At 70.7% G+C, this 14423-nt stretch carries 14 protein-coding genes; 7 read left to right on the top strand and 7 right to left on the bottom strand.

The window, feature by feature from the left end:
- Nucleotides 1-59 precede the first annotated feature (59 nt).
- From EOT10_RS35870 to EOT10_RS35855, 4 genes are all read right to left on the bottom strand, one after another.
- Entirely contained in the window at nt 60-1226 is a 1167-nt protein-coding gene (locus EOT10_RS35870; protein WP_127832573.1) for a hypothetical protein, read from the bottom strand.
- Nucleotides 1227-1335: 109 nt separating this feature from the next.
- A complete protein-coding gene (locus EOT10_RS35865) occupies nt 1336-2322 on the bottom strand; it encodes an ABC transporter substrate-binding protein (RefSeq protein ID WP_127832572.1) in 987 nt (328 codons plus the stop codon).
- Between the two features lie 83 nt (nt 2323-2405).
- Nucleotides 2406-3086, bottom strand: a complete 681-nt coding sequence (locus EOT10_RS35860; protein ID WP_127832571.1) for an ABC transporter permease — start codon at nt 3084-3086, stop codon at nt 2406-2408.
- Complete coding sequence (locus tag EOT10_RS35855; RefSeq protein ID WP_127832570.1) at nt 3083-3805, bottom strand: ABC transporter permease; 723 nt, start codon at nt 3803-3805, stop codon at nt 3083-3085. The genes EOT10_RS35860 and EOT10_RS35855 overlap by 4 nt, the downstream gene beginning before the upstream one ends.
- A gap of 184 nt (nt 3806-3989) precedes the next feature.
- Between EOT10_RS35855 and EOT10_RS35850 the strand changes: the two genes are divergently transcribed.
- Nucleotides 3990-5138 carry an ABC transporter ATP-binding protein gene (locus tag EOT10_RS35850; protein ID WP_127832569.1) on the top strand — a complete coding sequence of 383 codons (1149 nt, stop codon included), beginning with the start codon at nt 3990-3992 and terminating at the stop codon, nt 5136-5138.
- 151 nt (nt 5139-5289) lie between these two features.
- On the opposite strand, the gene EOT10_RS35845 is transcribed toward EOT10_RS35850, so the two are convergent.
- On the bottom strand, nt 5290-6408 hold the full coding sequence (locus EOT10_RS35845; RefSeq protein ID WP_127832568.1) for an alpha/beta hydrolase: 1119 nt from the start codon (nt 6406-6408) through the stop codon (nt 5290-5292).
- A 184-nt stretch (nt 6409-6592) separates the two neighbouring features.
- On the opposite strand from EOT10_RS35845, the gene EOT10_RS35840 reads away from it, so the two are divergent.
- The 6 genes from EOT10_RS35840 to EOT10_RS35815 all read left to right on the top strand — a co-directional run bounded on the left by EOT10_RS35840 (nt 6593) and on the right by EOT10_RS35815 (nt 11622).
- Nucleotides 6593-8398 (top strand): phosphatidylglycerol lysyltransferase domain-containing protein, encoded by a 1806-nt coding sequence (locus EOT10_RS35840; RefSeq protein WP_127832567.1) that lies wholly within the window; start codon nt 6593-6595, stop codon nt 8396-8398.
- A gap of 59 nt (nt 8399-8457) precedes the next feature.
- Nucleotides 8458-9321, top strand: a complete 864-nt coding sequence (folP, locus tag EOT10_RS35835; protein WP_127832566.1) for a dihydropteroate synthase — start codon at nt 8458-8460, stop codon at nt 9319-9321.
- A complete protein-coding gene (locus EOT10_RS35830; protein ID WP_127832565.1) occupies nt 9318-9881 on the top strand; it encodes a nuclear transport factor 2 family protein in 564 nt (187 codons plus the stop codon). Before folP ends, EOT10_RS35830 begins: the two co-directional genes overlap by 4 nt.
- 223 nt (nt 9882-10104) lie before the next feature.
- The gene (gene folB, locus EOT10_RS35825; RefSeq protein WP_127832564.1) at nt 10105-10464 is read left to right on the top strand and encodes a dihydroneopterin aldolase; all 360 of its coding nucleotides are present in this window, start codon (nt 10105-10107) and stop codon (nt 10462-10464) included.
- Nucleotides 10461-11060, top strand: coding sequence for a 2-amino-4-hydroxy-6-hydroxymethyldihydropteridine diphosphokinase (folK, locus tag EOT10_RS35820; protein WP_127832563.1), 600 nt, complete (start codon nt 10461-10463; stop codon nt 11058-11060). The genes folB and folK overlap by 4 nt, the downstream gene beginning before the upstream one ends.
- 73 nt (nt 11061-11133) lie before the next feature.
- Nucleotides 11134-11622 carry a DUF3180 domain-containing protein gene (locus EOT10_RS35815; RefSeq protein WP_127832562.1) on the top strand — a complete coding sequence of 163 codons (489 nt, stop codon included), beginning with the start codon at nt 11134-11136 and terminating at the stop codon, nt 11620-11622.
- A 42-nt stretch (nt 11623-11664) separates the two neighbouring features.
- Here the strand turns inward: EOT10_RS35815 and folE are convergent, their stop codons facing one another.
- A complete protein-coding gene (gene folE / locus EOT10_RS35810; protein WP_127832561.1) occupies nt 11665-12270 on the bottom strand; it encodes a GTP cyclohydrolase I FolE in 606 nt (201 codons plus the stop codon).
- A 78-nt stretch (nt 12271-12348) separates the two neighbouring features.
- Nucleotides 12349-14358 carry an ATP-dependent zinc metalloprotease FtsH gene (ftsH, locus tag EOT10_RS35805; protein ID WP_127832560.1) on the bottom strand — a complete coding sequence of 670 codons (2010 nt, stop codon included), beginning with the start codon at nt 14356-14358 and terminating at the stop codon, nt 12349-12351.
- Nucleotides 14359-14423: the final 65 nt, after the last annotated feature.

Genomic DNA, 14423 nt, shown 5'->3' with positions numbered 1-14423 from the left:
CCCCACCCCGTTCACGTACCGCGTTGACGTACCGCGTGCCCGACCGCTCGGGCCGGACGCTACGCCCCCAGCGCGGACCGCAGCTCCGCCACGTCGATCTGTTCCGTCTCGTCGTGCGCCGTGAGGTCGATGACCTGGCTCACGGCCTCGCCCTCGGCGTCGGCCTGCTTGAACTCGGCCTCCGCGTCCGCCTTGTGCAGCGCCATGGCCTCCTCGCCGACGACATCCGCGAGGTCCTGGTTCTGTACGGCCTCCAGGGCGGCGGGCGCCACGGCCTTCGTGCCGAAGAAGTCGAAACCGCCCTCGACCGGGGACCGCCGCACCGCCGCGGGCGGGACGACCGCCGCCGCGGCCGGAACGGTGAAGTGGCCGGGGACGCCGGACGGACGGGCGGCCGCGTGCTGGAGCTCCTGTGCGCGGGCCGCCTCGGACTTCCCCTGCGGTGTCTCTCCCTGCTCTTTCCGCTCGTTCCGCTCGTTCCGCACGTCCTGCGGGCCCGTTTCCTGACGGGCCTGACCCTGACCGGCGTCGCCCCCGCGAGGATGCGCGCCGCGCGCCAGGCGGTCGAGCGCCGCGTTGGCCCGCAGGTAGAGCACCGGGGAGGTCGCCAGAGGCGTTGCCGTTGCCGATGCCGGAGACGCCTGCGGAGGAGTCGCCGGGGACGTGTCCGGAGGCGTCGCCGGGGCGTCGGCCGACGTGGCGCGCTGCGCCGGGACCAGTTCGGCACCCGGGGCCGGTTCGGCCGCCGCCGGCAGCGCACGTGCCGGCGCCGACGCCTCTATCGCGAGCTGCCTGCGGCCCTCCAGGGCGCTGGCCCGCTCCGTCTCCGCCGTCGCGTAACGCCGCAGCAGGGCCGCGTGCTCGTTGCGCAGGGCCGCCAGCTCCGTACGCTTGGCCCGCAGCCGCGCCTCCAGCTTGCCCCGCAGCTCACGCGACTCGTCGAGGTCGGACTCGAGTTCGGCGATCCGCTCGTCGTGGCGCCACTCGTCGCTCGCCCGCGACCGGTTCAGCTCGGCGACGCGCTTGCCCGCGAGCCGGTCCCAGCGGCGCATGACGATCGCGCCGACCACGGCGACGCACGCGGCGACGCCGGCCAGGCCGCGCAGCACGAACGGTTCGGCGGTCAGCCAGGCGCCGGCCGCGCAGACGAGCGGGACGCCTGCGATCGCCGATGGAGGAAGCAACCTGTGCAGGGGTGGGGAATGGCGGTGACGTCCACGTGGCATGGCCAGAAACTTACCGCGCGTAGGCGAATCGTGGTGCCCCGGGCGCCAAAATCCCGTGCCCTTACCCGCCGCCACTCCCCTTCTCCCCCGAACTCGCCTGTCTCGCCGATCAGTTCTTCAGGAGACCCTTCGACCGGAGATAGTCCTTGGCCACATCGGCTTCCTTCTGGCGTTCCGCGTCGACCTTCCGGTTGAGCTCGACGAGATCGGCGGTCGTGAGCGTCTTGGTGAGCTTCCCGAGTACGCCTGCTATCTCCTTACCCCCCGCGTCCTTGGTGTTCACGACCGGAATGATGTTGTCCGCATTCTGGAGCTTCTTGTCGTCCTCCAGGAGGACGAGGCCGAAGTTCTTCAGCGTGGCGTCCGTGGTGGTCGTCAGGACCAGCTGGTCCTCGCCGTTCTTCACGGCCTGCTTGGCCTGCGTGGTGCCGACGCCCTTGGGGTCGATGCCCGCGACCTTGATGCCGTACGTCTTCTCCAGGCCCGGGGCGCAGAACGGCCGCTTCTCGCATTCGTCACCGGCCGCGATCTTCACCTTCTGGCCGGACTTACCGAGATCCGAAAGGGTCTTCAGGTGGTGCTTCTTCGCGTAATCCGCGCTCACCGCGAAGGCGTTCTGGTCGACGGCCTGTCCGGCGTCGAGCGCCGTCAGTCCCTCGGGCGCGGCGAGCCCGCGCAGCGCGGTGACCGTCGCATCAAGATCACTTGAGGCGACGGGCTTGGCGTCCGCGCCGTTCTTCTTGAGATTGAGGAATTCCGCGAGCGTCGCCGCGTATTCCGGGACGACGTCGATCGCGCCCTTGGCGAGCTGCGGCTCGTAGATCTCGCGGTTCTCCACGGTCTTGACCGACGCGGAGTAACCCGCGTCGTCCAGAGCCTGCTTGTAGAGCTCGGCGAGGACCTTCGACTCGGTGAAACCGGCGGCGCCGACGACGACCGCGCCCTTCTTGCCACCGCCCGCCGTGTCCGAGCCGGACGTGCCGCCCTTACCGCCCTTGCCGCTCTCCAGGCTGTCCCCGCCGCACGCGGTGAGCCCGGTGGTGAGCGCGCCGACGGCGACCGCCGCCACGGCGATCCGTCGCGTTCTGCTGTTCATCGTTGTCCACCCAATCGAAAGCCGGATTGATCTGAAACGGGAAGTCCTGAAACGGGAAGCCCTGAGCCGGAAGTCCGAAGGAGTCAGCGCGCCGCGGCGGAGCGGCCCCTCATCGGGTTCAGCACCCGCCCCACGCCCACCAGGACGCCCTCCACGAGCAGCGCGAGCACCGCCACCAGGACCGCGCCCGCGACGACCTGAGGCGTGTCCTGAAGGTTGAAGCCGGCGGTGATGATGCGCCCGAGCCCGCCCTTGCCCGCCATCGCGGCGAGCGTCGCCGTCGCGATGACCTGGACCGCCGCCGACCGGACCCCGGTCATCACCATCGGGTAGGCCAGCGGGAGTTCGACCCGGCGGAACACCTGCCCGCCGCTCATTCCCATCCCCCGCGCCGCCTCGACGACGGACCGGTCGACCTCGCGCATCCCGATGTACGCGTTGGTCAGCAGCGGCGGCACCGCGAACAGGACGAGCGCGATGAATGTCGGCAGGTCCCCGTGCCGGCCGAGCGGCGTCAGCGTCAGCACGACGAGCACCCCGAGCGTGGGCACCGCACGGCCCGCGTTCGACACGTTCACCGCGAGGCCGCCTCCCTTGCCGATGTGCCCGAGCCACAGCGCGAGCGGGAGCGCGATCAGACACGACACCAGGAGGGTGACTCCGCTGAAGTACAGATGCTCGGCGAGCCGGTGCCACACCCCTTTCTCGCCCTGCCAGTTGGCCCCCGTCGTCAGCCAGTCGTAGGCCCCCGCCATCGCGCTCATGCCGTCTGCGCCGCCTTCTGGGTGGTACGTCTGCGTATTCGGGGCGCCCGGGACGAGGCGCGGGTCCAGGGGGTCAGCCACCGCTGGAGAGCGAGCAGCAGCAGGTCGGCGGCCACGGCGAGGAGCACGCACAGCACGGACGCCGTGAGCACCTGGGCCTTGAAGTCGCTGTCGAGCCCGTCGAGGATCAGCGTGCCCAGGCCGCCGTAGTCGATGATCGCGCCGACCGTCGTCAGGGCGACCGTGGAGACCGTGGCGATCCGTACGCCGGCGAGCAGGGCGGGCAGCGCCAGCGGCAGCTCGACCTCCCACAGCAGCCGGACCGGCCCGTACCCCATGCCGCGGGCCGCCTCTCTCGCCTCCTCCGGCACGGCCTGGAGGCCCGCCAGGGTGTTCCGCACCAGGATCGTCAGGGAGTAGAGGACGAGTCCGGTGACCACGAGCGAGGCGGAGAGCCCGAACAGCGGGAGCAGCAGCGAGAACATGGCGAGCGACGGGATCGTGTAGAGCACCGTCGTCAGGCCGAGGACCGGGCCCGCGAAGGCGGGCCGGTGCCGGGCGAGCAGGGCCAGCGGGAAGGCGATCAGCACCCCGATCACGACGGCGGCCGCCGTGATGCCGATGTGCTGGACGACCGCGTCGACCAGCTCCTGCCTGCGGGAGCGGAGGTACTCCCCGCACACCCACTCGTTGGTCACCATGCAGTTGGGACTGCTCACCCGTCCCACCTCCCCCGAATCCCCGAACCCATGTCTGCGAACCGCGCCCGCGAGCGCGTCATTCCGACTGCGGACGACCCTAGCCCCCGCCACTGACAATCGCCGAGACTCCAAGTCCCGGCGCAACACGGCCTTCACACGGCGGCCGCCCACAGACCGCGACCGCCCGGCACAATGGGGACCCATGATCCGGTTCGAGCACGTCACCAAGCGGTACGCCGACGGGACCACGGCCGTCGACGACCTGTCCTTCGAGGTGAACGAGGGGGAACTCGTCACGCTGGTCGGGCCGTCGGGCTGCGGCAAGACCACCACGATGAAGATGGTCAACCGGCTCATCGAACCGACCGAGGGCCGGATCCTCCTCGACGGCGACGACATATCCGGCGTCGACCCGGTCCGACTCCGGCGCCGCATCGGCTACGTCATCCAGCAGGTCGGCCTCTTCCCGCACAAGACGGTCCTCGACAACACGGCGACCGTCCCGCACCTCCTCGGCGTCAAGCGCGCCAAGGCCCGCGAGCGTGCCGCCGAACTCCTGGACCTGGTCGGGCTCGATCCGGGCACGTTCGGTGACCGCTACCCCGACCAGCTCTCCGGCGGGCAACGCCAACGCGTCGGTGTGGCACGGGCGTTGGCGGCCGACCCACCCGTGCTCCTCATGGACGAGCCGTTCGGCGCGGTCGACCCGGTCGTGCGCGAGCGCCTGCAGAACGAGTTCCTGCGCCTGCAGCAGGCCGTGCGCAAGACCGTCCTGTTCGTCACGCACGACATCGAGGAGGCCGTCCGTCTCGGCGACCGGATCGCCGTGTACGGGCAGGGCCGCATCGAGCAGTTCGACACGCCGTCGACGGTCCTCGGCGCGCCCGCGACGGACTACGTGGCCGACTTCGTCGGCGCGGACCGGGGCCTCAAGCGCCTCTCGGTCACGCCCATCGAGGAGAGCGACCTCGAACAGCCGCCCGTCGTACACCTCGACGACCCGCTGCCGGCCACGCTCGACGCGCCGTGGGCGGTGGTCCTCGACGGCGACGACAACCTGCACGGCTGGATCTCCGCCGAGCACGCGCGCGTACAGAGCGGTACGGTCCGCGAGCACGCCCGCCGCATGGAGGCGTGGCTGCCTCTCGGAGCCTCCCTGAAGCGGGCGTTCGCCACGATGCTCCAGCATGACGCGGGCTGGATCGCGGTCATCGACGAGCGGGGCGAGGGCCGCTTCCTCGGCGTCCTCACCCCGGCCCGGCTGCACGAGGCGCTGCGCCGCTCGACGGCGGCGGAAGCCAGGGCCATCACGCGCGCGGAGGTCGAACTGGAGACGGTGACGGGGTTCTGAGGGGGGCCGTGAGCTCCCCGGCTCCGAGGGCCCGTAAGCGCCCCGGCACCCCCGGCTCCGAGGGCCCGTGAGCTCCCCGACACCCCCGGCACCCCGGCTCCGAGGCCCGCGAGCTCGCGGCGCCCCCAGCCCGCTGCCGACTGCCGTCGCCTCAGCTCTTCGTGAGGCGTGCGCTCATCCACACGAGCGTGGCCGGGATCTCGCGGCGCCAGGTGTTGAAGTTGTGGCCGCCGCTGTTCAGGACGATCGACGACACCTGGGTGGGCGGCTTCACAGCGTGGATGAACCGCATCGTGGCCCTGTAGTCCTTCTCCCCGTGCTTGCTCGTGGTGACGAGCAGCGACGTGCCGGGCGGCGTCCCGTGTTTCAGGACCCACATCAGGTCGGCGCGCCGTTCAAGAGCCTGGTCCCCGTGGAAGAGGTCGCCCGTGGTGGGGTCGATGGGCGCCTTGTAGTACGGGGACAGGCCCGCCCCCGCGCCGTACACGTCGGGGTGGTGCATGGCGAGTTTCAGGGCGCAGTAGCCGCCCGTGGAGTCGCCGACGATGCCCCAGCCGCCGGGCTTGCGGTCGACCCTGTAGTGCGCGGAGATCACCTGGGGCAGGTCCTGGGCGAAGAACGACTCCGTCCGCGGGCCCTTCGGTACGTCCACGCACTCTGTGTCCCGCGGCGGCGCCACGGCCGGCCGCAGCATCACCAGGATCATCGGCCGCATCGCGCCCGCCTTGGCCTGCTGGTGGGCCGTGGACGGGTAGTGCAGGCCCTTGATGAGCGCCTCGGCGGTACCGGGATAGCCGGTGAGGACGACCGCGGCGGGGAAGCTCCGGCGCCTGGAGCCCGCCCGGAAGTACTCGGGCGGCAGATAGACGAACGCCGAGGTGGCGATGTGGGTGCGCTTCCCGAGGATGTCGATCTTCTGGATCTGGCCGCCGACGGAGGGGCGTGAGCCGCCGGGCACGTTCACGTAGCTCGTGCCGACGACGTTCAGGGGGCCTCTGCCCGCGGCGACGTTCAGATCGGTCACGACACCCTGGCCCTGTTCTCTGCCGAGGAGGTCGTCCCAGGTGGCGTAGAAGCCGAACGCCTGATTGACGGCGAGCCCGACCGAGAGGAAGAGCGTGAGCTGCGTCGCCAGGAGCAACCCCACCCGGCCGGCCACGGCCCGCCAGTCGCGGTGCGCGAGGCGCGGCCACAGCCACACCGTGCCGATGAAGAGGAGCACGGCCACAACGACCGCGAGCGCAAGGACTTTTCTGCTCGTGAGACCCATCGTGCTGTACCGCCTGCGCTTTCTCTCTTACTGAACCTTTTCCACCGATTTACCTTGCTGGGTGAACCCGCCTCCCCCAAGTCCCGTCCTAGAGGGCGCAATGCGACCGATGCCGGAATTGGCACCGGCTTCGAACCCTCTCGCGGAACTACGGGATGCGATGTCTGTCAGGATAGATGCCGATATGTCAGGCGAGGTTCCGGACAGGACACGGTACCTGCGCCGAGTAATACGGGGCCCGCGTCCGGAGGCCGTGCCCGCCCTGATCGCCAGGGCCTCCGTCCTCGTCGGACTCCTCGACATCGCGGCGGGCGTCTTCCCCCGGTTCCGGCACAGCCGCATGCACGCGCTGGCCGAGGTACTGCCCGGCGCCCTCGGCCCGTACGCGGCCGCGCTCGCCCTCAGCGCGGGCGTCCTGCTGCTGCTCCTCGCGCACGGGCTGCGGCGCCGCAAACGCCGGGCCTGGCGCGCGGCCGTGGCGCTCCTGCCGATCGGCGCGGCAGCGCAGTTCGCGTACCGGCACTCCCTGGCCGGCGTGCTGATACCGCTCGTCCTCCTGACGCTGCTGCTGCGCCACCGGAATGAGTTCGCGGCCCTGCCCGACCCGCGCAGCCGCTGGCGCGCCCTCGCGAACTTCGTCCTGATGGGCGCCGGTTCGATCGTCATCGGCCTCGCCATCGTCAGCGTCCACCCGAGGAAACTGGTCGGCGACCCGAGCCTGTCGGACCGTCTGGAACACGTCCTGTACGGCCTGTTCGGCATGGACGGCCCCGTCGACTACGCGGGCGGCACCTCCTGGACCGTGGCCTGCTCCCTCGGCGCGCTCGGCCTGCTCACCGCCCTCACCACCATCTACCTGGCGCTGCGTCCCGAGCATCCGGCCGCGCGCCTCACCGAGGACGACGAGGCGCGGCTTCGCGCCCTCCTGGAGAAGCACGGCGCCCGCGACTCGCTCGGGCACTTCGCGCTCCGCCGCGACAAGGCGGTCGTCTTCTCGCCCAGCGGCAAGGCGGCGGTCTGCTACCGCGTCGTGTCGGGCGTGATGCTCGCGAGCGGCGACCCCATCGGGGACGTGGAGGCATGGCCGGGAGCCATCGAGCGGTTCATGGACGAGGCCAAGGCCCACTCGTGGACCCCCGCCGTCATGGGCTGCTCCGAGACGGGCGGCGAGGTCTGGACCCGCGAGACCGGCCTGGACGCACTCGAACTGGGCGACGAGGCGGTGGTGGAGACCTCGGATTTCTCCCTGGCCGGGCGTGCGATGCGCAACGTACGCCAGATGGTCAAGCGAATCGAGCGCAATGGCTACGAGACCCGGGTGCGGCGCGTCCGTGACCTGGGCGAGCAGGAGCTGGAGCGGATCCGGCGCGCCGCCGACGACTGGCGCGGCACCGACACCGAACGCGGCTTCTCCATGGCGCTCGGCCGCATCGGCGACGCCGCGGACGGGGACTGCCTGGTCGCCACCGCCCACAGGACCGACGGCCCGGCCGGCCCGCACGGCGACCTGAAGGCCGTCCTCCACTTCGTGCCCTGGGGCGCCGACGGGGTCTCCCTCGACCTGATGCGCCGCGACCGCGCCGCCGACCCGGGCATGAACGAACTGCTCATCGTCGCCGCGCTCCAGGCCGCCCCGGGACTCGGCATCACCCGTGTCTCGCTGAACTTCGCGATGTTCCGCGCGGCCCTCGCCCGCGGCGAGAAGATCGGCGCGGGTCCGTTCCTGCGGGCGTGGCGCGGACTGCTCGTCTTCCTGTCCCGCTGGTTCCAGATCGAGTCGCTGTACCGGTTCAACGCGAAGTTCCGGCCGCGCTGGGAGCCCCGCTTCGTCGTCTACCGCTCGCCCCGCGACCTGCCCCGCATCGGCCTCGCCGCGATGCAGGCGGAGGGCTTCGTGCACCTGACCCCGCCGCGCCTCCTGCGCCGGCGCCCGGCCACGCCCCTGCCCTGCGCCCACGAGCCCCGCGAACGGGAGGCGGCGGCCGCCTGACGCCCCACGGCATCCCGCCGTGGCACGGCCACCGGGCCGCCGGGCCTAGGCTTGAAGGCATGAGCACGTCGCAGGGCCACCGAGGCCATGTCACAGGCCTTCCCGAATGGGACCGCTGCGCGGTCATGGGAGTCGTCAATGTGACGCCCGATTCCTTCTCCGACGGCGGCCGCTGGTTCGATACGACGGCCGCCGTGAAGCACGGCCTCGACCTGGTCGCGCGAGGCGCCGACATGGTCGACGTCGGCGGCGAGTCGACGCGTCCCGGCGCCACCCGTGTCGACGAGGACGAGGAGCTCAAGCGCGTCATCCCCGTCGTCCGGGGCCTGGCCTCCGAAGGCGTCGCCGTGTCCGTCGACACGATGCGCGCCTCCGTGGCCGAGCGCTCCCTCGCGGCCGGCGCCTCCCTCGTCAACGACGTCAGCGGCGGCCTCGCCGACCCGGCGATGGTCCCCGTCGTCGCCGCGGCGGGCGCCCCCTTCGTCGTGATGCACTGGCGCGGCTTCCTGGAGGGAGGCAACGTCAAGGGCGTCTACGAGGACGTGGTCGCCGAAGTCGTCGCCGAGCTCCACGCGCGCGTGGAGGCCGTCATCGAGGGCGGCATCGCCCCCGACCGCGTCGTCGTCGACCCCGGCCTCGGCTTCTCCAAGGAGGCCGGCCACGACCTCCGGCTCCTGGCCCACCTGAAGGAGCTGCGCGCCCTCGGCCACCCCCTCCTGGTGGCCGCCTCCCGCAAGCGGTTCCTCGGCCATGTGCTGGCCGGCGAGCAGGGCGCCCCGCCGCCGGCCCGCGAACGCGACGCCGCCACGGCCGCCGTCTCCGCGATCGCCGCCCACCAGGGCGCCTGGGCGGTCCGCGTCCACGAGGTCCGCGCCACCGCGGACGCCGTCCGGGTCGCCCGCGCCGTAGAAGGAGCCCAGTGACCCCACCGAGGGAGCCCGACGAGCCGGGCGGCCCGAAGGGCCCGCGCACCGACACGGACGCCGTGGACCGCGCCAACCGCGCCTTCTACGAGGCCCTGGAGCGGGGCGACTTCGAACTCCTGACGACGCTCTGGCTCGCCCCAGAGGACGTCACCTACACCGAGGACTCCGAAGAGGCCGACGACACGTCCGTCAGCTGCGTTCACCCCGGCTGGCCGGTCCTCACCGGCCGCGGCGAGGTCCTGCGGTCGTACGTGCTGATCATGGCGAACACCGAGTACATCCAGTTCTTCCTCACAGATGTACGCATCAGCGTCGTCGCCGACACGGCCCTGGTCACCTGCACCGAGAACATCCTCAGCGGCGGCCCGGCCCCCGAGGAGGGCGGCGAGCTCGGCCCGCTCGTCGGCCAGCGCGTCGTCGCCACGAATGTGTTCCGTCGCACACGTGACGGCTGGAAACTCTGGTCGCACCACGCGTCGCCGGTCCTCACCGAGGACGAGGCGGACGCGGGCCCACAAGACCCGGAAGGCCCGGAAGACGCCGACACCGCCCCCTGAGTGGCTCCTGGCGGTCCGGACGGCGTGAACGCGTCCCCGTGGGTTTCCTCGTGATTGCCTGAGGTCACCGATGGGTAGGGGCGGCTACCAGCGGGGAGCCGCCTTGTCCAGAGCCCCCGCGGGCAAGCGCTGTCGGTGCTCGCAGGTAGATTCGATCGCGGCTGGTGTACCGACCGCACTCGGTACGAACCCGCCACTACCGACGATTGCAGGAGTGATTCGCGTGGATCGTGTCGCGCTGCGCGGCCTCAAGGCCCGCGGGCACCATGGCGTCTTCCCCAAGGAGCGCGAGGAGGGCCAGACCTTCATCGTGGACCTGGTGCTCGGACTGGACACACGCGCGGCCGCGGCCGACGACGACCTGGCGAAGACCGTGCACTACGGCATCGTGGCGGAGGAGGTCGTGGCCGTCGTCGAGGGCGAGCCGGTCGACCTCATCGAGACTCTCGCCGAGCGCATCGCCGGGACGTGTCTGAAGCACGAGGGCGTCCTGGAGGTCGAGGTCTGCGTCCACAAGCCGGACGCCCCGATCACCGTCCCCTTCGACGACGTGACCGTCACCATCACCCGGAGCCGTGTATGAAACCGACGCAGAGCGACCCGACCGTACAGCCGGTGCCCGCCTCCGTGGTGGAACAGGTGGACGCCGCCGACACCACGCTCTCCAACCCCAAGCGCGCGGTGATCGCCCTCGGCTCGAACCTGGGTAACCGGCTGGAGACCCTCCAGGGCGCCATCGACGCCCTGGAGGACACCCCCGGCGTCCGCGTCAAGGCCGTCTCCCCCGTCTACGAGACCGAGCCGTGGGGCGTCGACCCGGGCAGCCAGCCCGCGTACTTCAACGCGGTGATCGTGGTCAGGACGACGCTGCCCCCGTCCTCCCTCCTGGAGCGGGCGCACGCCGTCGAGGAGGCCTTCGACCGCGTCCGCGACGAGCGCTGGGGCGCCCGCACCATCGACGTCGACATCGTCACGTACGCCGACGTCGTCTCCGACGACCCGGTCCTCACGCTCCCTCACCCCCGCGCGCACCAGCGCGCCTTCGTCCTCGCTCCCTGGTACGACGTGGACCCCGAGGCCCAGCTGCCGGGCCACGGACCGATCGCCCAGCTGCTCGCCACGGTCACCCGCGAAGGCGTCGCGCCGCGCGCCGACCTGGAACTCCAGCTGCCCGAATAGTCGTTAGGGTCGTGCGGGCAGACACACACAGACATACGCACAGCGACGCGGGGACTGAGGGGCGACCACCGGAATGAAGCAACTGCGCATCAGGACGCTGGCCGGCCTCTTCGCGATCGCCGGCGTGCTGAGCTGGGCGGGCGCCCGTCTGTGGGACTCGATCGGCACGCTGCCCCGGGTTCCGCTGGCGGCGCCGATCGTCCTCGCGGTGATCGCCGTCATCCTGCTGGCGACCGCGCTCTCCATCCGCGCCCGGCTGCGCGCCCAGCGCGAGCGGCGCCCGGGTGCCAAGGGTGTCGACCCGCTGATGGCGGCGCGCGCCCTCGTCTTCGGTCAGGCAAGCGCCCTGGTGGCGGCCCTCGTCGCCGGCCTCTACGGCGGCACGGGCGTCTTCCTCCTGGAGCGCCTCGACAACCCGGCCCGCCGCGACCAGGCGATCTACGCCGGTTTCTCGGTCCTCACCGGCATCGCCGTGATAGCGGCCGCCCTGTTCCTTGAGCGCGTCTGCAAGCTCCCGGAGGACGACGACGAGGACCACGGCGGGGCGGCGCGCGCCGCGTAGCGCAGGCCGCGCCCCTCCCCGTGCCCCTCCGGGCAGGCCGGGTCAGCGGGCGATGATCAGGCTCATCGCCTCGTTGCGCGTGGCCGGGTCGCGCAGCTGCCCGCGCACGGCCGACGTGATGGTCTTCGCGCCCTGCTTGCGCACCCCGCGCATCGTCATGCACATGTGCTCGCACTCGATGACCACGATCACGCCGCGCGGCTCCAGGATCTCCATCAGGGAGTCGGCGATCTGCGTGGTCAGGCGCTCCTGGACCTGCGGCCGCTTGGCGTAGACGTCCACCAGGCGGGCCAGCTTCGACAGGCCCGTGATCTTGCCGTCGTGCGACGGGATGTAGCCGACGTGGGCGACCCCGATGAACGGCACCAGGTGGTGCTCGCAGCTGCTCTGGACCTCGATGTCCTTCACCAGGACCATCTCGTCGTGGCCCAGGTCGAACGTCGTCGTCAGGACGTCCTCCGGCTTCTGCCACAGACCCGCGAATATCTCCTTGTACGCGCGCGCCACCCGGCCCGGGGTCTCTCGCAGGCCCTCACGGTCCGGGTCCTCCCCGACCGCGATGAGCAGCTCGCGTACGGCGCTCTCGGCTCGCTTCTCGTCGAACTCGCCGATCGGGCCCTCGCCGTCCAGCGTCACCGGGTCGGTCATCTGTGCCTCTTCCTTGAACAAAAAACCGCGTCCCCCACACGGTAAAGCGTGGGGGACGCGGCATCCATTCCGGGGTGATCAGGCCTCGGGGCTGTCCTGAGGCGCGATCTCGATACCCGTCTCCACGGCCGGTGCCGTGACGTTCGAACCGTTCGTCAGTGACAGCTCCTTGGGGGAGAGCACCGGCGGGCGGGTCGACGGGGTGCGCCGGGAGGAGCCGGTCCACGCGGGGCGGGCCGGGCGCTTCACGATCGGAGCGAAGATCTCGGCGATCTGCTCCTTGTTCAGCGTCTCCTTCTCGAGGAGGGCGAGGACCAGCTGGTCGAGGACGTCGCGGTTCTCGACCAGGATCTCCCAGGCCTCGTTGTGCGCGGTCTCGATGAGCTTCTTGACCTCTTCGTCGACGAGCGCGGCGACCTCTTCCGAGTAGTCACGCGGGTGCGACATCTCCCGGCCCAGGAAGGGCTCGGTGTTGTCGCCGCCGAACTTGATCGCGCCGAGCCGCTCGGTCATGCCGTACTGCGTGACCATGGCCCGCGCGGTCGCGGTCGCCTTCTCGATGTCGTTCGCCGCGCCCGTGGTCGGGTCGTGGAAGACCAGCTCCTCGGCCGCGCGACCGCCCAGCATGTAGGCGAGCTGGTCGAGCATCTCGTTGCGCGTGGTCGAGTACTTGTCCTCGTCGGGCAGGACCATCGTGTAACCGAGGGCCCGTCCACGGGACAGGATCGTGATCTTGTGAACCGGGTCGGAGTTGGGCGAAGCCGCCGCGACCAGGGCGTGTCCGCCCTCGTGGTACGCGGTGATCTTCTTCTCCTTGTCGGACATGATCCGGGTCCGCTTCTGCGGGCCCGCCACGACGCGGTCGATCGCCTCGTCCAGCATCGAGTTGTCGATGAGCTTGAGGTCGCTGCGCGCCGTGAGGAGCGCCGCTTCGTTCAGCACGTTCGACAGGTCGGCGCCGGTAAAGCCCGGGGTACGCCGGGCGACGGCCGACAGGTCGACGTCGGGCGCGACCGGCTTGCCCTTCTGGTGAACCTTGAGGATCTCCAGACGGCCCTGCATGTCCGGGCGGTCGACCGCGATCTGCCGGTCGAAGCGGCCCGGGCGCAGCAGCGCCGGGTCGAGGATGTCCGGCCGGTTCGTGGCGGCGATCAGGATGACGCCGCCCTTCACGTCGAAGCCGTCCATCTCGACGAGCAGCTGGTTGAGCGTCTGCTCGCGCTCGTCGTGACCGCCGCCGAGACCCGCACCGCGGTGCCGGCCGACGGCGTCGATCTCGTCGACGAAGACGATCGCCGGAGCGTTCGCCTTGGCCTGCTCGAACAGGTCACGGACTCGGGAGGCACCGACACCGACGAACATCTCGACGAAGTCGGAACCCGAGATCGAGTAGAAGGGGACCCCGGCCTCACCGGCGACGGCGCGCGCGAGGAGCGTCTTACCGGTTCCGGGCGGGCCGTAGAGCAGCACGCCCTTGGGGATCTTGGCGCCGACGGCCTGGAACTTGGCCGGCTCCTGCAGGAATTCCTTGATCTCGTGGAGTTCCTCGACGGCCTCGTCAGAGCCCGCCACGTCGGCGAACGTCGTCTTCGGGGTGTCCTTGGTGATGAGCTTCGCCTTGGACTTCCCGAACTGCATGACTCGGGAGCCGCCGCCCTGCATCTGATTCATCAGGAACAGGAAGACGACGACGATCAGGACGAAGGGGAGCAGGGACAGCAGGATCCCCACGAAGGCGTTCTGCTTCGTCGGGGAGACGGTGTACCCGTCCGGGATCTTCTTGTCCTCGAACTTGGCCTGCAGATCCTTGGCCACGTCGACGCCCTGGTCGCCGATGTAGCTCGACTGGATCTTGCTGGAGCCCTGGATCTTCTGGCCGCTCTTGAGCTCGACCTTGATGGTGTTTTCATCGCCGGTGGTCAGCTTGGCCGACTGCACCTTGTTGTCGTCGATGGCCTGAATGACCTGGCCGGTGTCCACCGTCTTGTAGCCGCCGGACGAACCGACGACCTGCATCAACACGACCACGGCAAGGACGGCCAGCACGATCCACATGACCGGCCCACGGAAGTATCGCTTCACGTCCATCCATACGGAGCGATGCCGCCCCGTCCCTCCTGCCATAGTGAGTTTGATAAAGGCTGTTTTGAAGA

Origin of the sequence: Streptomyces antnestii (genome assembly GCF_004005495.1) — a bacterium.
GTDB classification, from domain to species: Bacteria; Actinomycetota; Actinomycetes; order Streptomycetales; family Streptomycetaceae; genus Streptomyces; species Streptomyces antnestii.
The sequence above is the reverse complement of the archived record's forward strand: the minus strand, read 5'-3'. Positions and strand labels throughout refer to the sequence as shown.